The organism is Streptomyces sp. NPDC050161 (genome assembly GCF_044460025.1).
Classification (GTDB): Bacteria; Actinomycetota; Actinomycetes; order Streptomycetales; family Streptomycetaceae; genus Streptomyces.
This window is the reverse complement of record NZ_JBITJM010000020.1, coordinates 130,829-154,268: the sequence shown is the minus strand read 5'-3', so window position 1 is coordinate 154,268 and position 23,440 is coordinate 130,829. Positions and strand designations below refer to the sequence as shown.

Below are 23,440 nucleotides of genomic sequence, written 5' to 3'. Positions count from 1 at the left end.
GGGGACGGGGGGGGGGGGGGGGGGGGGGTGTGGGGTTTTTGGGTTCACCCCCGGGGGGGGGGGGGGGGTGGGGGGGGGGGGGGGGGGGGGGGGGGGGGGGGGGGCCCGGGGGGGGGGGCCCCCCGCGCCGGTGCGTCAGCTGACCTTCTTCGCGCCTTCGATGGCCTTGGTCAGCGCCTCGATGAGCGGTGCGGAGCCCGCGTAGGAGAAGCGCGGTTCGCTCGACCAGGGGGTGATCTGGCCTGCCTTGACCGCGGGCAGCTGGGCCCAGGAGGGCTTGGCGGCCAGGTCCTTGGGCTGGAGGGTGGCGGTGCGGCTGTCCAGCAGGAGCAGGTCGGCCCGGTACTTGTCGGCGTTCTCCCAGCTCAGGCTCTCGAAGTAGCCGCCCTTGTCGAGGTGGTCGGGGACGATCAGGTCGACGCCGAGCGACTTGTAGTACATGAGGTCGGCGTTGATGCCGGGGTTGGACGCGTAGAAGAGGTTGGCGCTGCCGGAGCAGGCCAGCACCTTCACGGGGTGGGACTTGGCGGCCTTGCGCAGCGCGGCGCTCGCCTTCTCGAAGCGGGCCTTGTCCGCGGCGACCTGCTTCGCCTTCAGGTCGGCGCCGAGCGAGGCGGCCAGCTCCGCGTACCGCTCGATGATCTTCACCAGGCTCACCCGCGAGGAGGTGATGGCGACGCTCTTGGCGAGCTGGTTGATCTTGTCCTTGCGGTCGTCGGGCACGAACCACAGGGCGCCGGGCTCGTACATGTTGGTGATGAGCAGGTCGGGGCGCAGGCTCGCGTACTTCTCGACGTTGAACTGGTTGTACTCGTTGCCGATGACGGCGACCTTGTCGACGTCGATGCCGCCCGCCTGCGGGTCGGCCTTGCCGTTCTTCAGCTTGGTCGGGCCGAAGACGCCGACGACCTGGTCGTCGATGCCGAAGTCGTGCAGCGCGGCGGCGGTGCCGGTGAAGGCGACGATGCGCTGCGGGGTGTGGTCGAGGGAGACCTTCTTCTTGCGGTCGTCGGTGAAGGACCAGGGGCCGCCCCCGCCACCGCCGTTGGCGCTCCCGGAACCCTTGCCGCCCCCGCACGCGGCGAGCAGGGCGCCGACGCCGAGTGCACCGCCTGCGGCTAGGACGCCTCGGCGGGACGGGGTTAGGCTGCGGAAGTTGCTCATGGTGGTGCGCTTCTCTCTGGGGAGGCCATGTCGGGCTGTTCTGAGGGTAGGCTAACCTAACCGACGTGTTGGTCGACAGTCCCCCCGAAGCATCGAAGGCCCCGGCGACCGGGGCGCCGCAACGGCGGCACCTGACGCGCTCCGTGGGGCTGCTCGCCTCCCTGGCCGTCCTGGTGGTCGTCACCGTCCTCGGCATCGCCGTCGGCGCGAAACAGATACCGCTCGACCAGGTGTGGCACGGGGTGTTCCACTACTCCGGCACCGATACCGACGTCATCGTCCACGACGTGCGCCTGCCCCGTACCCTCCTCGGACTGCTGGTGGGCGCCGCGCTCGGGCTGGCCGGCACGGTGATGCAGGCACTGACCCGAAATCCCCTTGCGGAACCGGGAGTTCTCGGCATCAACGCCGGTGCGTCGGCGGCCGTCGTCTCCGCGATCAGCTTCTTCGGCATCACCTCCCTGTCCGGATATGTGTGGTTCGCCTTCCTCGGCGCCGCGGTGGTCTCCGTCGCGGTCTACGTGCTCGGCGGCACCCGCGCCGCCACCCCCGTACGGCTCGCCCTCGCCGGCACCGCGCTCAGCGCCGTCCTCACCGGCTACCTCAACGCCGTCAACCTCATGGACACCGCGGCCCTGGACAAGATGCGCTTCTGGACGGTCGGTTCGCTGGCCGCGGCCACCATGCAGACCGTCACGCAGATCGCACCGTTCCTGATCGTGGGCGGCGTCCTCGCGCTGCTGCTCGCCCGGCCGCTGAACGCCGTCGCGCTCGGCGACGACCAGGCACGGGCCCTGGGCGCCAGGCTGACCCGCACCCGGGTACTCGCGATGATCGCGGTGACCCTGCTGTGCGGCGGCGCGACCGCGGCCTGCGGCCCGATCGTCTACGTCGGCCTGATGGTCCCGCACGCCGTCCGCGCCCTCACCGGACCCGATCTGCGCTGGATCCTGCCGTACTCGGCGGTGCTCTCCCCGGTCCTGCTGCTCGGCGCCGACATCATCGGCCGGATCGTGGCCAGGCCGGGCGAACTCCAGGTCGGCATCGTCACCGCGATCATCGGCGGCCCTGTCTTCATCTATCTCGTACGGCGTCGGAGGATGGCCCAGCTGTGAGTTCCCCAGTGCAGAGCGACAAGGGCCCCAAGGCGGGCCGGCGGGTGACCCCGGTGCGCACCGGCGGCGGGCTCTCGCTGCGGCTGGACGTACGGGCGGTGACCGCAGGACTGGTGCTGCTGGTCCTGGCGCTGGCCGCGAGCGTGGCGCTGATCGGTTCCGGCGACTACCCGATGACACCGTCCGAGGTGCTGCGCACGCTGACCGGCGGCGGCGACGCGGGCCAGCAGTTCATCGTGCAGGAGTTGCGGCTGCCGCGGGTGCTGGTCGGCCTGCTGGTCGGCGCCGCCTTCGGCATCGCGGGCGCCGTCTTCCAGACGGTCTCGCGCAACCCGCTGGGCAGCCCCGACGTGCTCGGATTCGGCCAGGGCGCATCCGTCGGCGCGCTGGTCGTCATCGTCTACTTCCACGGCGGCACCTTCGCGGTGGCCGCCGGGTCCGTGGTCGGCGGCGTGATCACCGGCCTCGCCATCTTCCTGCTCGCCTGGAAGCGCGGCATCCACGGCTACCGCTTCGTCCTCGTCGGCATCGGCGCCGCCGCCATGCTCTACGCGATGGTCCTCTACCTCCTCACCAAGGCGAACATCGTCGAGGCGACGCAGGCCACCACCTGGATGACCGGCTCCCTCAGCGGCCGTGACTGGAGCCAGGTCTGGCCGCTGGCCGCCGTCTGCGCCGTCCTCATCCCGCTGGCCCTGTGCTACGGACGCCCGCTGCGGATGCTGGAGATGGGCGACGACGTGGCGTACGCGCTGGGCGTGCGGGTCGACCGGGTGCGCGTCGTGGTGCTGCTGGCCGCCGTCGTCCTCGTCGCCGCCGCGACCGCGGCGGCCGGACCCATCGCCTTCGTGGCGCTCACCGCCCCGCAGCTCGCCAGGCGGCTGACCCGCTCGCCGGGGCCGAACCTGCTGCCGTCCGCCGTCATGGGCGCCCTGCTGCTGGTCGCGGCCGACTGGTCGGCGCAGCGGCTGTTCGGCGCCGACCAGCTGCCGGTCGGCGTGCTGACCGGCGTACTCGGCGGCGGCTACTTGGTCTGGCTGCTGGTCACCGAGCGCAGGGCGGGCCGGATATGAGCCGGCCCGGCGGTCCCCGGCCGCCTCGCGGACCACAGCAGTGACAGGGCAGTGCTATGACGACAACCCCCAGGAGCCCCAAGTGAGCCGTCTCACGGCCGAGAACCTCACCCTCGCCTACGACCAGCGGGTCATCGCCGAGAACCTCTCGGTCGCCGTCCCCGACCAGTCGTTCACCGTCATCGTCGGACCGAACGCCTGCGGCAAGTCCACGCTGCTGCGCGCCCTGTCGCGGATGCTCAAGCCGACGGAGGGGCGGGTGCTGCTGGACGGCTCGGTCATCTCCTCCCTCCCGGCCAAGAAGGTCGCAAGGACGCTCGGCCTGCTGCCGCAGTCCTCGATAGCCCCCGACGGCATCACCGTCGCCGACCTGGTGGCCCGCGGTCGCTACCCGCACCAGGGCGTCCTGCGCCAGTGGTCGGGCGAGGACGAGCGGATCGTCAGGGAGGCGATGGAGTCCACCGGCGTCGGACAGCTCGCCGAGCGCTACGTCGACGAACTGTCGGGCGGCCAGCGCCAGCGCGTCTGGATCGCCATGGCACTGGCCCAGCAGACGCCGCTGCTGCTGCTCGACGAGCCGACGACCTACCTCGACATCCAGCACCAGATCGACGTCCTCGACCTCTGCGCCGAACTGCACGAGGAGCAGGGCCGCACCCTCGTCGCCGTGCTGCACGACCTCAACCACGCCGCCCGGTACGCGACCCACCTCATCGCGATGAAGGGCGGCCGGATCGTCGCCGAGGGCGCCCCGTCGGAGATCGTCACCGCCGGACTGGTCGAGGACGTCTTCGGGCTCAGCTGCCAGATCATCGACGACCCGGAGACCGGCACCCCGCTGGTCATCCCGGCCGCACGCAAGCCGCGCGCGACCGCGGGCGCGGGCGCGGAGCGGGCTACAGCAAGGCCCTGAGGCGGAGCAGGTCGCGCACCCCGGCTTCGAGCCTGACCCGGCCGCCGCCCCAGGCCCGCGCGAAGGACAGCCTGCCGTCCACCAGCGCGATCAGGTCGTCCCCCGCCATCGTCAGCCGGATGTCGGCCTTGCCGGGCGGCGGGCCGGGGCGGCTGCGCACGTCCGCGATGGTGCCGTGCGCGAGGCGTCCGGTGAAGGTGACGTCCAGGTCGGTGATGCGGCAGCTGAGCGAACGGTCGAGCGCGGCGGCACTGCGTACGTCGCCGTCGGCCGTGGACAGGTTCTGCGCCAGCCGGTCGAGTGCGGCGCGGCACTGGTCGAGAGTTGCCATCGCGATCGACGATACGCCCTGCCGTGGACGGGCCCGCGCCTTCCGCCGGGCGCCGCACGCGGACGCCGACCCGGGGCCCCGCGGGTGTTCGCGGTAGCGTCGGGGACATGGAAGAGCCGACGTCAGGCCCGCAGTCGCAGCCACCGGACCCGGCCCCGCCCGCGGGGGCCGCTCCCGAGCACGGCGAACCGGAAGGCAGCAGTCCGCAGGGCGGCGAGCCCGAGGGGCCGCCGGAGCCGGCAAGGCCGCAGCCGCTGGGCGTGGGCATCACCCCGACCGGTCACGTCCCGGCCGACGCCGCCCTGGCGCGTCTCGCCGACGCCGACCACCTCGCTGCCGACGGTCACCTCCCGGTGTACGAAGATGTGCACCGTGGGCTGCGCGACGCGCTGGCCGCTCTCGACCAGCGCCCCGGGCCGCCCGCGCCCACCGCGACGACGTACGACCTCAGGAGCTGAACCACAGGTGGCAGGAGTGGCACGACGCCGACTCGACGCGGAGCTGGTGCGCCGCAAGCTGGCCCGCTCGCGCGAGCACGCGAGCCAGCTGATCGCCGCGGGACGGGTGACCGTCGGCGGGACGACGGCGAGCAAAGCCGCCACCCAGGTCGAGACCAGCGCCGCCGTGGTCGTCCGCGAGGACGCCGGCGACCCTGACTACGTCTCGCGCGGCGGCCACAAGCTCGCCGGCGCCCTCGCCGCCTTCGTCCCGCTCGGCCTGGAGGTCGAAGGCCGCCGCGCCCTGGACGCGGGCGCATCGACCGGCGGCTTCACCGACGTCCTGCTGCGCGCCGGAGCCGGACACGTCGTCGCCGTCGACGTCGGCTACGGCCAGCTCGCCTGGTCCCTCCAGAGCGACGAGCGGGTCACCGTGAAGGACCGGACGAACGTCCGCGAGCTGACCTTGGACGACCTCGACGGGCAGCCCGTCGACCTCGTCGTCGGCGACCTGTCGTTCATCCCGCTGGGTCTGGTGCTGCCCGCGCTCGCGGCCTGCGCGGCACCCGACGCGGATCTGGTGATGATGGTCAAGCCGCAGTTCGAGGTCGGCAAGGAAAGGCTCGGCAGCGGTGGCGTGGTGCGCAGCGCTGAGCTGCGCGCCGAAACCGTCCGCACCGTCGCGGCGCGCGCGGCCGAACTGGGCCTCGGCGTGCGTGGCGTGACTGCGAGCCCGCTGCCGGGACCATCGGGAAACGTCGAGTACTTTCTGTGGCTGCGCGCCGGGGCGCCTGCACTCGACCCGGCGGATGTCGACCGTGCAGTGGCGGAGGGGCCCCGTTGACCACAACACAGGCAGTTGAAGACCGCGCACCACAGCCGGGGGGCGGTGCGGCGCGGACCGTCTTCCTGCTCGCACACACCGGCCGCCCGGCGGCCGTCCGCAGCGCCGAACGCGTCGTCCAGGGACTGCTGCGCCACCGGATCGGGGTGCGGGTGCTGGCCGAGGAGGCCGCCGACCTGCCGCTGCCCGCCGAGGTGGAACGCGTCGAGTCCGAGCAGCGCGCGGCCGAGGGCTGCGAACTGCTGGTGGTGCTCGGCGGGGACGGCACCCTGCTGCGCGGCGCCGACTTCGCCAGGACGTCGGGGGTGCCGATGCTCGGCGTCAACCTCGGCCGGGTGGGCTTCCTCGCGGAGGCCGAGCGGGACGATCTCGACAAGGTCGTCGACCGCGTCGTGACCCGCGCGTACGAGGTCGAGGAGCGGATGACCCTCGACGTGCTGGTCCGCAACAACGGCAGCATCGTGCACACCGACTGGGCGCTGAACGAGGCGTCCGTGGAGAAGGCCGCGCGGGAGCGGATGCTGGAGGTCGTCACGGAGGTCGACGGCCGGCCCGTCTCGCGCTTCGGCGGCGACGGCGTGGTCTGCGCCACCCCGACCGGCTCGACCGCCTACGCCTTCTCGGCCGGCGGGCCGGTCGTCTGGCCCGAGGTCGAGGCGCTGCTGATGGTCCCGATCAGCGCCCACGCGCTGTTCGCCAAGCCGCTGGTCACCTCGCCGAAGTCGGTGCTCGCGGTGGAGGTCCAGCCCAAGACGCCGCACGGCGTGCTGTGGTGCGACGGCCGGCGCAGCGTCGAACTGCCCGCAGGGGCGCGGGTGGAGGTGCGGCGGGGCGCCGTACCGGTGCGCCTGGCCCGGCTGCACCACGCCTCCTTCACGGACCGCCTGGTCGCCAAGTTCGCGCTCCCGGTGGCCGGTTGGCGCGGCGCGCCGCACTGACCCGCGACGGGCGGGGAGCCGCGGTACGGCCTCCCCGCCCGCCGTACCTCACCCGGTGGCCGTCGCCCGGCCCGAGAGCAGGGCGCGGGCGCGGGTGAGCCCGGGGTCGCGGCGTGCGTCGAGGTCCTCGTCGGCGAAGACTCGGGTGCGGATCGCGGGGGGTATCCCGGGCCCGTCGAAGGTGTGCCCGCCGGCGGTCAGGAACTCCTCGTTCGGCAGCCCGAACTGCCAGCCGTTGGGCAGCGCGCGCTCCAGGACGTCCGAGTAGACGCCCTGGGTGTTCTCACCGATGCGGACGGGCGCGGGGGAGCGGCCCATCAGGGACTGGGTGAACGTCTCGCCCGCGCTGATCGTGAGCCGCCCGGTCAGCACCGCCACAGGGCCGGTGAACACCGGACCGTGGTGCGGCCGGACGCGTACCGGCTCCGGTGTCGTGAACTTCCCGGGGTCGTGGGCGTCGTTGCGGGTCCGCTTGGCGTACGCGAGATACGGGTGGCGGGTCAGCCGGGAGGCGATGCGCAGTCCGAGCGGGTCGTGTCCGCCGCCGTTGATCCGCAGGTCGACGACCAGGCCGCGCAGGGCCTTCGGCCCCTGCGTCCTGGACCGGGTGAACACCGCGTCCAGCGCCCGGTCCAGCTCGGCTGCGTCAGCCGCGTAGGAACCGTCGTCCGTGTACTGGGCGAACTGTGTGACGCGCAGGTATCCGACGCGGTCCGGCAGGTCGGCGTAGGCGATCCGGCCCCGGGCCCAGGTGTGCTGGGTGACCCCCGGGCCGAGGTTGGCGGCGATGGCCGCGTCCGTACGGGCCGTGAACGCGGGGGTGGGAAGGACGGTTCCCGGCCGTTTCCCGGCGAACCACTGGTCGGGCCCGGCGACCACCCGGGTGTGCGCGTCGTACAGCGGCTCGATCATCTCCCGCAGGACGGCGAAGAGTTCGTCGTCGCCGGTGGTGGCGGTGATGCGGGGACGGTAGCGGGCGCGGACCGCGGGCCAGTCGATCTTCTTCGCACGGAAGAACGGGTAGTTCTCGGCGAAGGTCTGCCAGTAGACGTCGAACACCGCCCTGGGGTCGCGGGCTGCGGGGCGGCGGCAGCGGTCGGGCAGCGCGGCGACGCGGCGCAGGGTGCGGTGGCCCACGGCGTCGGGCGACGACATCCGCGCGCGTCCCGCGCCCGCAGGTGCCACGGTCAGCGGGGCGCCGTCCGGCACGGTGAACACGCTGCGGCCGTGCGGACCCGGCGCCCCGGTACGGGTGCCGAGGAGCGAGCCGGGCAGGCAGCTGACGGCGGTGGTCTCGTACGTCCGCAGCCGGCGGCCCTCGATGGCGACGAGGGTGCCGTAGCCGTCGGTCCGCCAGACGCCCTCCAGGGAGGCGGCGCGGGCCGTGGGCGCCGGTGCGGCGGGGGCGGGGGACGCGGTGGCGGTCAGCGTCGTCAGTGTGGCAAGGAGCAGGGCCGCCCGCGCGGTGCGGCGGGCACGTCCCGGGCGGTGGCCGGGCGCCGCGGAGCCGTGCGGGGGCGCCGCCCGGGGCCGGTCGCCTGACGGCCTGGGCGCACCGGGGTTCTTCGCCGGGCGGGAGAGAGGCATGGGGTCTCCTTGTCGGATGCGGGGCCGAGGCCGGCGGGGTGTGCGGGGAGGCGGCGGGCGGTCGCGGTCCGTGGCGCCGGAGGCCGTGGCCGGTGTCGCACGGGCGGCCCGTCGGCCGCATACGCGCCTTTCCTCCCGTTTCGTCGCCCGGTCTCTCGTCCGGTCCGCTGCGATCTGCGAGCGGCTCGATGAGCAGCCTGCCGGGTCGGGGCACCCCGCACCATGAGGGGTTCCGCCCTCTTCGGGTGGGGTTTTCCGCAGTGCCGGGGGCGGCGGAGGCAGGGAGGCCGTCGCGGGGCGGCCGTGGAACCTCGTAAGGTCGTATCCGTGTTGGAGGAGATGCGGATCCGGTCCCTGGGCGTCATTGACGACGCCGTTGTCGAGCTGTCCCCGGGCTTCACGGCGGTGACGGGTGAGACAGGTGCGGGCAAGACCATGGTCGTCACCAGCCTCGGCCTGCTGCTCGGCGGGCGCGCCGACCCCGCCCTGGTGCGGATCGGCGCCAAATCGGCGGTCGTGGAGGGCCGCATCACCATGGCCGCCACCGCCCCCGCCGCGGTACGCGCCGAGGAGGCCGGCGCCGAACTGGACGAGGGGGCGCTGCTGATCAGCCGTACCGTCTCGGCCGAGGGCCGCTCGCGCGCCCACGTCGGCGGCCGGTCCGTCCCGGTCGGCCTGCTGGGGGAGTTGGCGGACGACCTGGTGGCCGTGCACGGCCAGACCGACCAGCAGGGACTGCTGCGCCCTGCCCGCCAGCGCGAGGCCCTGGACCGCTACGCCGGTGACACCGTCGCCGTACCGCTGGTCAAGTACGCAGCCGCCCACCGCAGGCTGCGCGCCGTCGTCACGGAGCTGGACGAGCTGACGACCCTGGCCAGGGAGCGGTCCCAGGAGGCCGACCTGCTGCGGTTCGGCCTGGAGGAGATCGCCGCGGTCGAACCGCAGCCGGACGAGGACACCGAACTCGCCGCTGAGGCCGAGCGGCTCGGCCACGCCGAGTCCCTGGCGTCGGCGGCGAGCGTGGCGCACACGGCGCTGGCGGGCAACCCCGAGGACCCGGAGAGCGTGGAGGCCGCGACCCTGGTCGCCGGCGCGCACCGTGCGCTGGAGGCCGTGCGCAGCCACGACCGGGAGCTGTCCGCACTGGCCGACCGGCTCGGCGAGATCGGCATCCTGATGGCGGACGTCGCGGGCGAACTCGCCGGGTACGCGGACGGCTTGGACGCGGACCCGCTGCGGCTCGCCGCGGTCGAGGAGCGCCGCGCCGCCCTGACCCACCTGACGCGCAAGTACGGCCAGGACATCGCCGCCGTACTTGCCTGGTCGCAGGAGAGCGCCGCGCGCCTCGCCGAGCTGGAGGGCGACGACGACCGGATCGGCGGGCTGACCGCCGAACGTGACGCGCTCCGCGCCGAACTGGGCGAACTGGCACAGGCGTTGACCGATGCCCGCACCGCTTCGGCCGGCCGGTTCGCGGACGCGGTGACCGCGGAACTCGCCGAACTCGCCATGCCGCACGCCCGGGTGAGCGTCGCGATCCGCCAGACCGAGGTGGCGGATGAGACCGAAGGCATCGAGGTCGGCGGCCGTGCCGTCGCCTACGGGCCGTCCGGCGCCGACGAGGTGGAACTCCTGCTCGCCCCGCATCCGGGCGCACCGCCCCGGCCGATCGCCAAGGGGGCGTCCGGCGGTGAACTCTCCCGCGTGATGCTCGCGGTGGAGGTCGTCTTCGCCGGATCCGACCCGGTGCCGACGTACCTCTTCGACGAGGTCGACGCGGGTGTCGGCGGCAAGGCGGCCGTCGAGGTCGGCAGGCGGCTGGCCAGGCTCGCCAGATCGGCGCAGGTCGTGGTGGTCACCCACCTCCCGCAGGTCGCGGCGTTCGCGGACCGGCAGCTGCTGGTGGAGAAGACCCACGACGGCTCGGTCACCAGGAGCGGCGTCACCGTCCTGGAGGGCGAGGAGCGGGTCCGCGAACTCTCCCGGATGCTGGCCGGCCAGGAAGACTCCGAAACGGCCCGCGCGCACGCCGAGGAACTGCTGGAAACGGCCCGTACGGGGCGCTGAACCGGCCGGGAGCGCACCGGAGCCCCACGGGCCGGTGCCGCAGGAGAGGAGCGCCATGGTGGCGGGGAACGGCACGGCCGGGACGCGGACGCTGCTCGCTGCGGCCGGGGTGACCCGCGCCGCCTACGAGGTGCTGCGGCGCCGGCCACCGGGTGGCCGCGCCCGGTGGGAGCGGACGAACCACGCGGGCCGGACCGTGGACCTGCACGCCGGTCTCGCGGTGGCCGCGGGCACCGCCGTCGCCGCGGCCACCGCGCCGGGGCTGCCCGCCCGCACCAGGACCGCCGCGGCCCTCGCCGTGCTCGCCGCGGGCGCCTGCGGGGCGTACGGCGACGCGGCCGGTGCCACCGACCCGCGGCGCGGCTTCCGGGCCCACCTCGCGGCGCTGCGCACCGGCGAGGTCACCAGCGGCTCCGTCAAGCTCTTCGGGATCGGCGCCGCCGGACTCGCGGCCGGCGCTCTGCTCACGAACCGGCCGGTCGACGCGCTGCTCGCCGGGGTGGTCATCGCGGGCTCCGCCCACCTGGTGAACCTCGTCGACGTCCGGCCCGGACGGGCCGCGGGCACCGTGCTGGCCATCGGCGTGCCGGGGCTGCTGCGCGGCGGCGCTGCGGGTCCGCTGTCCGCCGCGCCGGTCGGGGCCGCCACCGCCGTCATCGCCGACGACCTCGGCGAACGCACCATGACCGGCGACGCGGGTGCGCACGCGCTCGGCGCCGCCGTCGGCCTGGCGATCGTGGCGGGCAACGGCCGCACGGGCCTGGCCGCGCACGCCGCCGCCCTGATCGCCGCCGCGGCGGCGGGCGACCGCATCAGCCGGGCGGCCGGCGCGGTCTGAACCCGCTTCGGGAGACGCGGCCGGGCGCCGCGCACCCCGGATAAAGGAACGGGTGTTTTGTCACCCATGTGAGTGGTCCACCGGGGACGCGGGTGAGACATCCCACCTGAACGGCGGGCGAACGGTGCCGAATTGACGCCGACGGGCTGGCATCCTGGGGCGCGGTGCGCGCGCCCGGTGTGCCCCGCCTTCCGCGTACGGCCCGTGTGACGCGCTCGTGCCGGGGCAGCCGTACGGAGGCGCCGCGGCACCCGGAGGAACGGCGCCCCGGCCCGCACACCGCCCGCCCGGCACCACCGCACCACCACGAACCCGCCGCACACCGCACCGCACAACTCGCCCTACACGCCGCACCACGGACCTCGCCGCGCAACCCGCCACAACTCACCGCAGTACACAGCACCTTGTCGATAACGGACCGTCCAGCCGGTACGGTTCCACCGTCCGCCGACCCGGGAGCCCCGCACGTGACCAGCACACCGCCCCTGCCGCACGGCCGCGCGCCGCTGCGCACGGTCCAGGTGCTGGGGAACGGCGCCGCCGGGAGCGCCACCCACGTCCGTTCCCTGACCGCGGGACTGGTGGCGCGCGGCGTCCTGGTGACGGTCTGCGCTCCCCACGAGGTCGAAGCGGCCTACGGATTCACCGCGGCCGGCGCACGGTTCGCGCAGGTGGCACCGCGTACGGACCCGGTGAGCCTGGGCGCGCTGCGCAGCGCCTGCTGGGACGCCGACCTGGTGCACGCGCACGGGCTGCGGGCCGGACTGCGCGCCGTACTGGCGGTGCGCGGACTGCGGGCACCCCGGGGCGGGCGGGTGCCGCTCGTCGTCACCTGGCACACCAGGGCGCACCCCGAGGGCGCGCGGACCCGGCTCGTGCACCTGATGGAGCGCAGGGTGGCGCGGGCCGCGGCCGTCGTCCTGGGAGTCTGCTCCGACCTCGTCGACCGGGCGCGCGAACGGGGCGCGCGCGACGCCCGGCTGGCGCCCGTCACCGTCCCGCACCCCGGTGGAGCCGCGGGACCGCCCCCGGACACCGACCGGACGCGGCACAAGGAGCGGGCCGAACTGGGCGCCGTGGACCGCCCGTTGATCGTCTCCGTCGGCCGCCTCGAACCGCACCAGGGCCACGATCTGCTGCTGGACGCCGCGCACGCCTGGTGCGCGCTGGATCCGCAGCCGCTGCTGGTCATCGCGGGCGAGGGCGCGCGGCGTCCCGCGCTCCAGCGGCGGATCGACGCCGAGCGGCTGCCCGTCCTGCTGACAGGGCGCCGCGACACCATCCCCGAACTCGTCGCCGCGGCCGACGTGGTGGTGCTCGCCGACCGCTGGGAGGCCAGGTCACCGCTCGCCCAGGAAGCGCTGCGGGCCGGTGTCCCGCTGGTGGCCACCGACACCGGCGGTACCCGTGAACTCGTGGGCGGGGCCGCCGAACTGGTCGGCCACGGCGACGCGGCGGCTCTCGCCCGTACGGTCAGCGGCCTGCTCGCCGACCCGGAGCGGCGGGCCGCACTGGCCGCGGCAGGCCCCGTACAGGCGGCGGAGTGGCCGACGGAGGACGACACGGTCGCGCAGGTCCTCAGCGTCTACGACGAGCTGACCCAGCCCGGAGGCAGCCACTCCGGTTGACCGTGGGGGCAAGCGCCCTTAACCCCGCTCCGCGTGCCGCCGGGCGCGCAGGGCCAGCCGGAGGCCGAGCACCGTCTGCGCGTCCTCCAGGTCGGTGTCCAGGAGTTGGGCGATGCGGGCCAGCCGGTCGTACAGGGTCTGCCGGTTGACGTTCAGATCGCGGGCCGTCTCGGCCTTGCGGCCCGCGCTGGCCAGATACGCCTCCAGGGTCGGCAGCAGCGGCTGGCGGGCACTCCTGTCGTGGCGCAGGAGCGGCCCGATGGCGCGGTCCACGAAGTCCGCGAGCACCCCCTCCTCGCCGTGTTCGCGCATCCGCCACAGCAGCAGTTCGATGTCCAGCCTGCGGGCGTCGAACCAGGGCTGCGGCGGCAGTCCCTGGGCCGCGGCGGCGGCCTCCGCGGCGTGCCGCAGCCCGGATCCGGCCGCCGCCCAGTCGCCCGCCGTGCCGATGACGACCACCGGGTGCTGCGCCGACGGACGGTCGAGACCGGCGCGTACCACCCCGGCGTGCAGCGCGGCGGCCACCCGGCCGGCGAGCGCCTCGCGGTCCTGGCCCGCGCGCAGCGCGACCAGCAGCGGCACCCGGCCTTCCACGGGCCGTACGCCGAGCAGCACCGGCACTCCGGGCGCCGCGAGTTCCTCGCGCAGCGCCTGGGCGAGCACGGCCCAGCTGCCGGGGGAGGGGAGCTGGGCCGGCATCCGCATCACCACCGGGACGACCGGATCGGAGCCGGGGCGGAAGCCCAGCAGCCTGGCCTGCCCCGGTGCCTCGGCCGCCGAGACCCGGCCCTCGGCCAGATCGGCGAGGAAGTCACCGCGACCGCGCGCCGCGAGCACCTCCTCCTGGCGGGACTGGAGCATGACGACGGCAAGGAGGTCGGCGGCGCGTTCGGCGGCGATCCGGTGCACCGGGGCCGGCGGGGTGTTGACGGGCAGCAGCACCAGGCGGGCGCGCACCGCGTCCGGGCCGTGGCCGCCCCCGGGCACGTCGATGCGGACGCCGGTGTCCCGCAGCCCTTCCCAGGCCACCAGCGGGTCGGCGTCCGCGGGCCCGCAGCCGTCACCGTCATCGGGGCCCGCCGCGTACAGCGGGCTGCCGTCGGGGGCCTCCAGGCAGAGCGGATTGCCGGTGAAGACGGCCAGCAGCCGCAGTATCTCGGGGGCACCGCCGCCGCCCAGCAGCACGTCCGTACAGCGCCGCAGCAGCTCGTCGGCGCGGCGCAGCAGCGTGTAGTGGCTGTTGACGATCTCGGTGTGGATCGCTTCGGTGACCGTGACGTACGGGACCTCGCGGTGCAGCTGGATCAGCGGCAGTCCGCACTCCTGCGCGGCGTCGACCATCGCCGACGGCAGCGAGGCGAACCGGGAACCCAGCTCCACGACGAGGGCGGCGATCTCGCGGTCGGCGAGCTTGCGGATGAACGCGCGCTGCTCGGTGGGCCGCGAGCCGAGACCGAGGCCGGTGGTCAGCAGCAGCTCGCCGCCCTTGAGCAGCGAGGCGATGTGCGGCACCTCACCGGCGTGCACCCAGCGCACCGGCCGGTCCAGCCGGTCCTCGCCGGCCAGCACCTCCGGCAGCCCGCGGCGCAGGGCGGGCAGCTCAAGCGCCCTGCGTACGGTGATCTCCGCTTCGATCTTCGATTCCTGCCCCATGGCGTCGAACGGTACCCGCAGTCCGTCGTCGCACGTCACGGGCGGCGGCGGCCCGCTTGCGGTGCACCGCCCGCCGCCCCGCGCCGCCTCACCCCGACGATTCGCGGATCACCAGCTCCGCCCCGGTGATCACCGGCCGCGGCGCGGGCCCGCCGGAGTCCTGCGCGCCCAGCCGGCGCAGCAGCAGCCGGGCCATCAGCCGGCCCATCTCCTCGACGTCCTGCCGGACGGTGGTCAGCGGCGGATCCGCCCAGGCCGCAGGCTCCAGATCGTCGTAGCCGACCACCGCCACGTCATCGGGCACCCGCCGCCCCCGGGCCCGCAGGGTGCGCAGCGCGCCGTGCGCCATCAGGTCCGACGAGGCGAAGACCGCGTCCAGGTCCGGTACGGCGTCGAGGAGGCGGGCCATCGCCCGCTCGCCGCCCTGCGCGGTGAAGGCCCCGTCGGCGATCAGCCGCGGATCGGGGCCGGCCGGCGCCAGGGCGTCGTGGTAGCCGCGCAGGCGGTCGACGGCCGAGGTCTGGTCGAGCGGCCCGGTGATCATCGCGATCCGGCGGCGACCGCGTTCGACGAGATGGCGGACGGCCTGCCGGGCGCCGTCGCGGTTGTCGGTGTCGACGTACAGCGGATGCGGTTCGCGCTCGGCGCCCGGCCATCCCGGGCGTCCGCCGTAGACCGTCGGCAGCCCGGCGTCCGCGGCCATCGCGGGCAGCGGGTCGTCACCGTGCAGGGAGAACATCAGCGCCCCGTCGACGTGCCCGGCCGCCAGATAGCGGCCGATGCGGTCGTAGTCGGCGCGGTGCGTCACGAAGAGCAGCAGCAGCTGGGTGTCGGCGGCGGACAACTCCCGGCTGATGCCGCGCAGTTGACGGCCGAAGAACGGGTCGGAGAAGACCCGGGTCTCCGGTTCGGCGATGACCACGGCGACCGCGCCGGTCCGCCGGGTGACCAGGGCGCGGGCCGCGTTGTTGGGGACGTAGCCCAGGTCGGCCACCGCCCGCCTGACCTTTTCCCGGACCGTGTCGCGCACTCCGGCACCGCCGTTGACCACGCGCGAGACCGTGGCGCGCGAGACACCGGCGCGCGCCGCGACCGCCTCCAGCGTAGGGCGCGGTCCGTTCGCATCGGACGCCATACAACTCCTTTTTCCCCGCGGTGGGTTGACGCTGATGCCGTCGAGTCGGCAGGGTGCCGGTACACGATATGAGAGCGCTCTCAGAACGTGTACCCCCGTGAAACTCCTCCTTACCCCCACCGTGCCGAGGAGAGAATGTCATGAGCATGAGATCGCGGACGAAGGCGGCACTGCTCGCCGCCTGCGCCGCACTGGCCGTCACCGGCGCGTTCACCGTCGCCACCGCGTTCGCGGGTGAACCGGCCCCCACCGCCACCCGGAAGGCGCCCCCCACCGCCTTCCAGGAGGTCTGGCACACCGACTTCGACGGCGCCGCCGGATCGCGCCCGTCCGCCGACGACTGGATCACCGACACCGGAACCGGCTACCCCGGAGGAGCGCCCAACTGGGGCACGGGCGAACGCCAGACGTACACCGACGACCCCGCCAACCTCCAGATCGACGGGGAAGGCCACCTCAAGATCACGGCGCGGAAGGACGGCGGCACCTGGACCTCGGGCCGCATCGAGACCCGCCGCACCGACTTCGCCGCCCCCGAGGGCGGCAAGCTCCGCATCGAGGCGAGCATCCGCGTGCCGGACGTCTCCGGCGACCGGGCGCTCGGCTACTGGCCGGCGTTCTGGACGCTGGGCGCCGACTTCCGCGGCAACTACCAGAACTGGCCCGGCATCGGCGAGTTCGACATCATGGAGAACGTCAACGGCGCCAACCAGGTGTGGGGCACCCTGCACTGCGGGGTCAGCCCCGGCGGTCCCTGCAACGAGACCCAGGGCAAGGGCAGTTCACGGCAGTGCCCGGACACCGCCTGCCAGGCCGGATTCCACACCTACGCGCTCGAACTCGACCGCACCGACAGCGCCGCGGAATCGCTGAACTGGTACGTCGACGGACAGCGCTTCCACACCGTCACCTCCGCCGACATGGACGCGGACACCTGGGCCAAGGCCACCCACCACGGCCACTTCCTGCTCCTCAACCTCGCCATGGGCGGCGGGTTCCCGGACGGCGTCGCAGGCCAGGCCACCCCCACCGACGCCACCGAGCCGGGCGGCTCCCTCCTCGTCGACCGCGTCGCCGTCTCCGTCGCGCAACCCGCCGCGTCCCGCACCGCCGCCCGAGCCCCGCGCCCCGCACCGCAAGGAGCCATCTCGTGATCACTCGCCGCACCCTGCTCGGCTCACTCGCCGCAGGCGCCGCCACCGTCTCCGGGATCGCCGTCGCGGGACGCGCCATCGGCGCCCCCGCCCCGCTCGGCGAAGCGGCGGCCGGAATGCCGCTGCACATCGTCAACAACTCGGGCAACTACGCCAATTCCTCCGTCTGGGTCTACATCGTCGGCAACGACGGCACCCAGCAGGTGCGGGTCACACCGGAGGGCGAACTCAAGCCCGTCGCGGTCTCCGACAACGGCGCGGACGGCTTCACCGACTACGCGATCCCGCTCGCCGCGAGCGGCACCACCACCCTCCAGCTGCCGCAGATGTCCGGCCGCATCTACACCGCGCTCGGCAGCAAGCTCAAGTTCAAGGCGGTCGAGGACGGCAACGGCAAGGCGGCGCTGGCCTATCCGGCCGGCTGGGTCGCGTCCGACCCCAACTACGACGTCCTGCACGACTGCGCCGAGTTCACCTACAACGCGGGCGGCATGTACTGCAACACGACCATGGTCGACATGTTCAGCGTGCCCCTCGCGATCAAGCTGACCGGCGCCAAGGACCAGACCACCGGCACCCTCAAGGACGGCGCCCGCGCCAAGGTCTTCGCCGACGTCAAGGCCGCCGAGGGGTTCGACCGGCTGGTCATCGACGACAAGCGCGTCATCGCCCCCGGACACGGCCTGGACAGCGGCCTGTTCGGCAAGGACTACTTCGCCCCCGCCATCGACGACGCCTGGTCCGCCTACGAGGGCAAGGACCTGAAGGTGACCACCAACGCCGGTACGTTCACCGGCCGGGCCAGCGGCGGCAAACTCTCCTTCAACGGCCCCGCAACCGTCGCCTTCGACAAGCCCTCCACCCGCGACGTCCTCTTCTGCGACGGCACGCTGGCCGCCCCCAACGACGGCACCACAGGACCGGTGGCCGCCATCCTGGGCGCCGCCCTGAACCGCTCCACCCTCCTCTCCGCCGCGGCCCAGCCCGCCACCGACCCGGCCGCCTTCTACCAGGAACAGCTCACCAACCACTACGCCAAGGCCATGCACGCGGCCACCGCGGACGGCAAGGCGTACGGCTTCGCCTTCGACGACGTGGCCGGCTTCGCCTCGTACATCGAGGACGGCGCCCCGAAGGAGATCACCCTCACCCTCACGCCGTTCTGAGCCACCACAGGTCCGGTCCCGGCAGCACGCAGCGCCCCGGACTTCTACGCTGTGCCGCATGTCAGGTACCGCGCAAGCATCCAACGGCCCTGCGGAAGAACGGGGTACGGCTCCGGCGTCCACCGCCGTCCCGGACCGTGCGACCGCCGCCCTCGTGCAGCGGCGCACGGTCAGGGTGCTGATGTCCGCCCAGGTCGTGGCCGGCATCGGCATCGGCTCGACGCTGTCATCGGGGGCCCTGCTGGTCGGCAGGCTCAGCGGCTCGGAGGTGGCCGCCGGGTTCGCCACCACGTCGGCCACGCTCGGCGCCGCCCTGCTCGGCATCCCGCTCGCCGCGCTCTCCCGCTCCCGCGGTCGCCGGGTCGGCCTCGGCTGCGGCTGGCTGATCGCCACCGCCGGCACCCTGCTGGTACTGCTCGGCGCCGCCCTGGGCCGCGCGGAACCGGTCCTGGCCGGCACCCTCCTGCTCGGCGCGGGCACCGCGGCCAACCTCCAGTCCCGGTACGCCGCCGCCGACCTCGCCGACGACGGCAACCGGGCCCGCGCACTGTCCCTCGTCGTCTGGTCCACCACCGTCGGCAGCGTGATAGGCCCCAACCTCAGCGGCCCGGGGGAATCCGTGGCCCACGCCCTGGGACTGCCCGGCGAATCGGGGACGTTCCTCTTCTCCGCCGTGGCGTTCCTGGGCGGCTGGGCCCTGATCTGGTTCCGGCTCCGGCCCGACCCGCTGCACCTCGCCGCCGCCCTGGCACGGGCCGAATCCGGCCATACCGGGGACGGCGCCACGGCCGGCATATCCGCCACGCCCGCCCCGGCCCGCTTCACCACCCGCACCGCCGACGCGCTGCGCCACGTCAGGGCCTCGCCCGCCGCCCTGCTCGGCCTGCTCTCCCTCGTACTCGGCCACGCCGTGATGGTGTCCGTGATGACCATGACACCCGTCCATCTCGCCCACCACGGCGCGGCGTTGAGCGTCGTCGGCTTCACCGTCAGCCTGCACATCGCCGGCATGTACGCGCTCTCGCCGCTCATCGGCAAGCTCGCCGACCGGATCGGCAGGGTGCGGGTGATCCTCGCGGGCCAGGCCGTCTACCTCGGGGCCGCGGTGCTCGCCGGTACCGCGGGCGCCGCCCACTGGGCGACCGTCACCGGCCTGTTCCTGCTCGGCCTCGGCTGGTCCTGCGTGACCATCGCGGGATCCACCCTGCTGACCGAATCCCTCGCCACCGAACAGCGCTCCGAGGTGCAGGGCCTCGCCGACACCCTGATGAACCTGGCCGGCGCGCTCGGCGGCGCGCTCGCCGGCACCGCCGTCGCCCTGATCGGCTACGGCGGCCTCAACGCGGCGGCAGCGGTACTCGTCCTGCCGGTCATCGTGCTGGCACTCGCACCGCGGGCCCGCACCGAACGGTGAACGGGCCCGCGACAAGGGAGAGTTGATGCTGCGTCAGCCTCCGCCGTACGCCCCGCTCGCGGTCAGCCGCAGGGCGGTGTCGATCAGCGGGACGTGGCTGAACGCCTGCGGGAAGTTGCCCACCTGGCGCTTGTTGTGCGGATCCCACTCCTCGGCCAGCAGCCCGAGGTCGTTGCGGAGCGAGAGCAGCCGCTCGAAGAGCTTGCGGGCCTCCTCGACCCTGCCGATCATCGCCAGATCGTCCGCCATCCAGAACGAGCAGGCCAGGAAGGCCCCTTCCTCACCTTCGAGCCCGTCCACCCCCGCCTCGTCGGCGGACGTCGGGTAGCGCAGGATGAAGCCGTCCTCGGTGGCCAGCTCCCGCTGGATCGCCTCGATGGTGCCGATGACCCGCTTATCGTCCGGCGGCAGGAAGCCCATCTGCGGGATGAGCAGCAGCGACGCGTCCAGCTCCCGCGAGCCGTAGGACTGCGTGAAAGTGTTGCGCTGCGGGTCGTAGCCCTTCTCGCAGACGTCGCGGTGGATGGTGTCGCGCAGCTCTTTCCAGCGCTCCAGCGGGCCCTCCACGTCGCCGGACTCGATGAGCTTGATCGTGCGGTCGACGGCGACCCAGGTCATGACCTTGGAGTGGACGAAGTGCCGCCGCGGGCCGCGGACCTCCCAGATGCCCTCGTCCGGCTCGTCCCAGTGCTGCTCCACCCAGCGGATCAGCTTCACCTGGAGCAGCGAGGCGTAGTCGTTGCGGGCGAGCCCGGTCATGTGCGCGAGGTGCAGCGCCTCGGTGACCTCGCCGTACACGTCCAGCTGGAGCTGCCCCGCGGCGCCGTTGCCGACCCGGACCGGCTGCGAATTCTCGTACCCGGGAAGCCAGTTCAGCTCGTTCTCGCCCAACTCCCGCTCACCGGCGATGCCGTACATGATCTGGAGGTTCTCCGGATCGCCCGCCACCGCGCGCAGCAGCCACTCGCGCCAGGCCCGCGCCTCTTCCCGGTAGCCGGTGCGCAGCAGCGAGGAGAGGGTGATCGCGGCGTCCCGCAGCCAGGTGAAGCGGTAGTCCCAGTTGCGGCTGCCGCCGATGTCCTCGGGCAGCGAGGTCGTCGGCGCCGCCACGATCCCGCCGGTCGGCGCGTACGTCAGCGCCTTCAGCGTGATCAGCGAACGGACCACCGCGTCACGGTAGGGACCGTGGTACGTGCAGTGCTCGACCCAGTCGCGCCAGAAGTCCTCGGTGGCCTCCAGCGACGCCTCAGGCTCCGCCATCGCCGGCGGCTGGTGGTGCGAGGGCTGCCAGCTGATGGTGAAGGCGATCCGCTCGCCGGGCGACACCGTGAAGTCGGAGTACGTCGTCAGATCCTCGCCGTACGTCTCCGCCGAGGTGTCGAGCCACACCGAATCGGGACCTGCGACCGCGACCGTCCGCCCGTCCACCTTGTGGACCCAGGGCACGACCCAGCCGTACGAGAACCGCATCCGCAGCTCCGAACGGACCGGAACGCTGCCGCTGACGCCCTCCACGATGCGCACCAGCTGCGGCGCGCCGTCCCGCGGCGGCATGAAGTCGATGACCCGGACCGTGCCGGCCGGGGTGTCCCACTCGGATTCGAGTACGAGTGAGTCCCCGCGGTAGCGGCGGCGGTCGGCGGGCTGCGGTGCGGTGCCGTCGGCGTGGGCGGGGCCCATCCGCCAGAACCCGTGTTCCTCCGTGCCCAGCAGCCCGGCGAAGACCGCCGGCGAGTCGAAGCGGGGCAGGCACAGCCAATCGACTCTGCCGTCCCTGCACACGAGAGCGGCGGTTTGCATATCGCCGATGAGTGCGTAGTCCTCGATGCGCCCGGCCACGTGCATCTCCCGTCGAACTGGAGTCACGCCCCCCATGGGACGTTGTGAGCTGTCCGTCCTGCCCATGAAACGTTGTCGAGCAACGGGACCGGAAATCGGGCGGGGGTGGTGCCTTACCGGACGGCTCGTAACGAGTGCCCGAGCAGGATACGACGCGCGCAAGTGATCTGCGCGACGCTCAAGCGAGTGCAGTCACCCGAACGGGTGATGAATGCCGCGGTTCCGGTCGCGGACGTGGCCGGGAGCGACCATGCCCGGTCGCTGATAGCCTGGTACCCCGTGGACCGGTGGGCCCCACAAATGTCACGGCAGATGTCACGGCACCCCCCGAGCCGCAGCGAAGGCACCCCTCGAATCTCCGGGGCCGGCGCCGCATCGCACCTCTCCACCTCGCGACCACGGGAGTTCCCTCTTGGCCATGCCGCCCAAATCCACGACGACCAAGCACCTCTTCGTCACCGGGGGCGTCGCCTCCTCGCTCGGCAAGGGGCTGACCGCCTCCAGCCTGGGCGCGCTCCTCAAGGCGCGCGGCCTGCGGGTCACGATGCAGAAGCTCGACCCGTACCTGAACGTCGACCCGGGAACGATGAACCCGTTCCAGCACGGCGAGGTCTTCGTCACCAACGACGGCGCCGAAACCGACCTGGACATCGGCCACTACGAGCGGTTCCTCGACGTCGACCTCGACGGCTCCGCGAACGTGACCACGGGCCAGGTCTACAACACCGTGATCGCCAAGGAGCGCCGCGGCGAGTACCTCGGTGACACCGTGCAGGTCATCCCGCACATCACCAACGAGATCAAGCACCGCATCCGGCGGATGGCGACCGACGACGTCGACGTCGTCATCACCGAGGTCGGCGGCACCGTCGGCGACATCGAGTCGCTGCCGTTCCTGGAGACCGTCCGCCAGGTCCGCCACGAGGTCGGCCGCGACAACGTCTTCGTCGTGCACATCTCGCTGCTCCCGTACATCGGCCCGTCCGGCGAGCTGAAGACCAAGCCGACCCAGCACTCGGTCGCCGCGCTGCGCAACATCGGCATCCAGCCCGACGCGATCGTGCTGCGTGCCGACCGCGAGGTGCCCACCGCCATCAAGCGGAAGATCTCGCTGATGTGCGACGTCGACGAGGCCGCGGTCATCGCGTGCCCGGACGCGCCGTCCATCTACGACATCCCCAAGGTCGTGCACGCCGAGGGCCTGGACGCCTACGTCGTCCGCAAGCTGGACCTGCCCTTCCGCGACGTCGACTGGACCCAGTGGGCCGACCTGCTGGAGCGCGTCCACAACCCCGACCACGAGGTCAAGGTCGCGCTGGTCGGCAAGTACATCGACCTGCCCGACGCCTACCTCTCGGTCACCGAGGCGCTGCGTGCCGGCGGTTTCGCGAACAAGACCCGCGTGAAGCTGAAGTGGGTCACGTCCGACGACTGCAAGACCCCGGCCGGGGCCGCCGAGCAGCTCGCGGACTGCGACGCCGTGTGCATCCCCGGTGGCTTCGGCGACCGCGGTGTGGACGGCAAGGTCGGCGCGATCACCTACGCGCGCGAGCACAAGCTGCCGCTGCTCGGCCTGTGCCTGGGCCTCCAGTGCGTGGTCATCGAGGCCGCCCGCAACCTCGCCGGCATCGAGGGCGCCAACTCCACCGAGTTCGACCCGGCGGCCACCCACCCGGTGATCTCCACGATGGCCGAGCAGAAGGACATCGTCGCGGGCGAGGGCGACATGGGCGGCACCATGCGCCTGGGCATGTACCCCGCCAAGCTCGCCGAGGGCTCGATCGTCCGCGAGACGTACGACAACCAGCCGTACGTCGAGGAGCGTCACCGCCACCGCTACGAGGTCAACAACGCCTACCGCAGCGAGCTGGAGAAGAAGGCCGGTCTGGTCTTCTCGGGCACCTCACCGGACAACACCCTCGTCGAGTACGTCGAGTACGCCCGCGAGGTGCACCCGTACCTGGTCGCCACCCAGGCGCACCCCGAACTCCGCTCCCGCCCCACCCGCCCCCACCCGCTCTTCGCCGGGCTGGTGAAGGCGGCCGTGCAGCGGCAGCAGAAGGCGCGGAAGACGGGCGCCGTGAAGTAGCCCGCAGTACGACGGATACGGTTGCCGGGGCAGGGATCTTCCGAGATCCGTGCCC

Annotated in this window: 19 protein-coding genes; 13 read left to right on the top strand and 6 right to left on the bottom strand. The window is 73.3% G+C overall.

What is annotated here, in order from left to right; genetic code table 11:
* Positions 1-135: 135 nt before the first annotated feature.
* Positions 136-1,164 (bottom strand): ABC transporter substrate-binding protein, encoded by a 1,029-nt coding sequence (locus tag ACIBK8_RS28020; protein ID WP_393686460.1) that lies wholly within the window; start codon positions 1,162-1,164, stop codon positions 136-138.
* A 65-nt stretch (positions 1,165-1,229) separates the two neighbouring features.
* On the opposite strand from ACIBK8_RS28020, the gene ACIBK8_RS28015 reads away from it, so the two are divergent.
* The 3 genes from ACIBK8_RS28015 (at position 1,230) to ACIBK8_RS28005 (ending at position 4,265) form a co-directional block, all read left to right on the top strand.
* The gene (locus ACIBK8_RS28015; RefSeq protein WP_399044629.1) at positions 1,230-2,279 is read left to right on the top strand and encodes a FecCD family ABC transporter permease; all 1,050 of its coding nucleotides are present in this window, start codon (positions 1,230-1,232) and stop codon (positions 2,277-2,279) included.
* Positions 2,276-3,352 carry a FecCD family ABC transporter permease gene (locus ACIBK8_RS28010; protein WP_399044628.1) on the top strand — a complete coding sequence of 359 codons (1,077 nt, stop codon included), beginning with the start codon at positions 2,276-2,278 and terminating at the stop codon, positions 3,350-3,352. The genes ACIBK8_RS28015 and ACIBK8_RS28010 overlap by 4 nt, the downstream gene beginning before the upstream one ends.
* Before the next feature lie 82 nt (positions 3,353-3,434).
* A complete protein-coding gene (locus ACIBK8_RS28005; protein ID WP_399044627.1) occupies positions 3,435-4,265 on the top strand; it encodes an ABC transporter ATP-binding protein in 831 nt (276 codons plus the stop codon).
* Here the strand turns inward: ACIBK8_RS28005 and ACIBK8_RS28000 are convergent.
* Positions 4,249-4,596, bottom strand: a complete 348-nt coding sequence (locus tag ACIBK8_RS28000; RefSeq protein WP_399044626.1) for a sterol-binding protein — start codon at positions 4,594-4,596, stop codon at positions 4,249-4,251. The genes ACIBK8_RS28005 and ACIBK8_RS28000 overlap by 17 nt on opposite strands.
* 107 nt (positions 4,597-4,703) lie before the next feature.
* On the opposite strand from ACIBK8_RS28000, the gene ACIBK8_RS27995 reads away from it, so the two are divergent.
* From ACIBK8_RS27995 to ACIBK8_RS27985, 3 genes are read left to right on the top strand one after another with little or no spacing between them, the layout of a single operon-like run.
* Complete coding sequence (locus tag ACIBK8_RS27995; protein ID WP_399044625.1) at positions 4,704-5,054, top strand: hypothetical protein; 351 nt, start codon at positions 4,704-4,706, stop codon at positions 5,052-5,054.
* A 7-nt stretch (positions 5,055-5,061) separates the two neighbouring features.
* The gene (locus ACIBK8_RS27990) at positions 5,062-5,877 is read left to right on the top strand and encodes a TlyA family RNA methyltransferase (protein WP_399044624.1); all 816 of its coding nucleotides are present in this window, start codon (positions 5,062-5,064) and stop codon (positions 5,875-5,877) included.
* The gene (locus ACIBK8_RS27985) at positions 5,874-6,815 is read left to right on the top strand and encodes an NAD kinase (RefSeq protein WP_399044623.1); all 942 of its coding nucleotides are present in this window, start codon (positions 5,874-5,876) and stop codon (positions 6,813-6,815) included. The genes ACIBK8_RS27990 and ACIBK8_RS27985 overlap by 4 nt, the downstream gene beginning before the upstream one ends.
* A 48-nt stretch (positions 6,816-6,863) precedes the next feature.
* Here ACIBK8_RS27985 and ACIBK8_RS27980 read toward each other — a convergent pair whose 3' ends face one another.
* Positions 6,864-8,402, bottom strand: a complete 1,539-nt coding sequence (locus tag ACIBK8_RS27980) for a S41 family peptidase (RefSeq protein ID WP_399044622.1) — start codon at positions 8,400-8,402, stop codon at positions 6,864-6,866.
* A 339-nt stretch (positions 8,403-8,741) separates the two neighbouring features.
* Between ACIBK8_RS27980 and recN the strand changes: the two genes are divergently transcribed.
* The 3 genes from recN (at position 8,742) to ACIBK8_RS27965 (ending at position 12,935) form a co-directional block, all read left to right on the top strand.
* Positions 8,742-10,469, top strand: coding sequence for a DNA repair protein RecN (recN, locus tag ACIBK8_RS27975; RefSeq protein WP_399044635.1), 1,728 nt, complete (start codon positions 8,742-8,744; stop codon positions 10,467-10,469).
* A gap of 55 nt (positions 10,470-10,524) precedes the next feature.
* Complete coding sequence (locus ACIBK8_RS27970) at positions 10,525-11,307, top strand: hypothetical protein (protein ID WP_399044621.1); 783 nt, start codon at positions 10,525-10,527, stop codon at positions 11,305-11,307.
* Between the two features lie 467 nt (positions 11,308-11,774).
* Positions 11,775-12,935, top strand: a complete 1,161-nt coding sequence (locus tag ACIBK8_RS27965; RefSeq protein ID WP_399044620.1) for a glycosyltransferase family 4 protein — start codon at positions 11,775-11,777, stop codon at positions 12,933-12,935.
* A gap of 18 nt (positions 12,936-12,953) precedes the next feature.
* On the opposite strand, the gene ACIBK8_RS27960 is transcribed toward ACIBK8_RS27965, so the two are convergent.
* A complete protein-coding gene (locus tag ACIBK8_RS27960) occupies positions 12,954-14,588 on the bottom strand; it encodes a PucR family transcriptional regulator (protein ID WP_399044619.1) in 1,635 nt (544 codons plus the stop codon).
* Between the two features lie 88 nt (positions 14,589-14,676).
* Complete coding sequence (locus ACIBK8_RS27955; RefSeq protein ID WP_399044618.1) at positions 14,677-15,723, bottom strand: LacI family DNA-binding transcriptional regulator; 1,047 nt, start codon at positions 15,721-15,723, stop codon at positions 14,677-14,679.
* A gap of 140 nt (positions 15,724-15,863) precedes the next feature.
* On the opposite strand from ACIBK8_RS27955, the gene ACIBK8_RS27950 reads away from it, so the two are divergent.
* From ACIBK8_RS27950 to ACIBK8_RS27940, 3 genes are read left to right on the top strand one after another with little or no spacing between them, the layout of a single operon-like run.
* Positions 15,864-16,877, top strand: coding sequence for a glycoside hydrolase family 16 protein (locus tag ACIBK8_RS27950; protein WP_399044617.1), 1,014 nt, complete (start codon positions 15,864-15,866; stop codon positions 16,875-16,877).
* A complete protein-coding gene (locus ACIBK8_RS27945) occupies positions 16,874-18,043 on the top strand; it encodes a beta-1,3-glucanase family protein (protein WP_399044616.1) in 1,170 nt (389 codons plus the stop codon). Before ACIBK8_RS27950 ends, ACIBK8_RS27945 begins: the two co-directional genes overlap by 4 nt.
* A 58-nt stretch (positions 18,044-18,101) precedes the next feature.
* A complete protein-coding gene (locus ACIBK8_RS27940; protein WP_399044615.1) occupies positions 18,102-19,457 on the top strand; it encodes an MFS transporter in 1,356 nt (451 codons plus the stop codon).
* 33 nt (positions 19,458-19,490) lie between these two features.
* Here the strand turns inward: ACIBK8_RS27940 and ACIBK8_RS27935 are convergent, their stop codons facing one another.
* Entirely contained in the window at positions 19,491-21,302 is a 1,812-nt protein-coding gene (locus ACIBK8_RS27935) for a glycoside hydrolase family 15 protein (protein WP_399044634.1), read from the bottom strand.
* 412 nt (positions 21,303-21,714) lie between these two features.
* Between ACIBK8_RS27935 and ACIBK8_RS27930 the strand changes: the two genes are divergently transcribed.
* A complete protein-coding gene (locus tag ACIBK8_RS27930) occupies positions 21,715-23,385 on the top strand; it encodes a CTP synthase (protein WP_399044614.1) in 1,671 nt (556 codons plus the stop codon).
* Positions 23,386-23,440 lie beyond the last annotated feature (55 nt).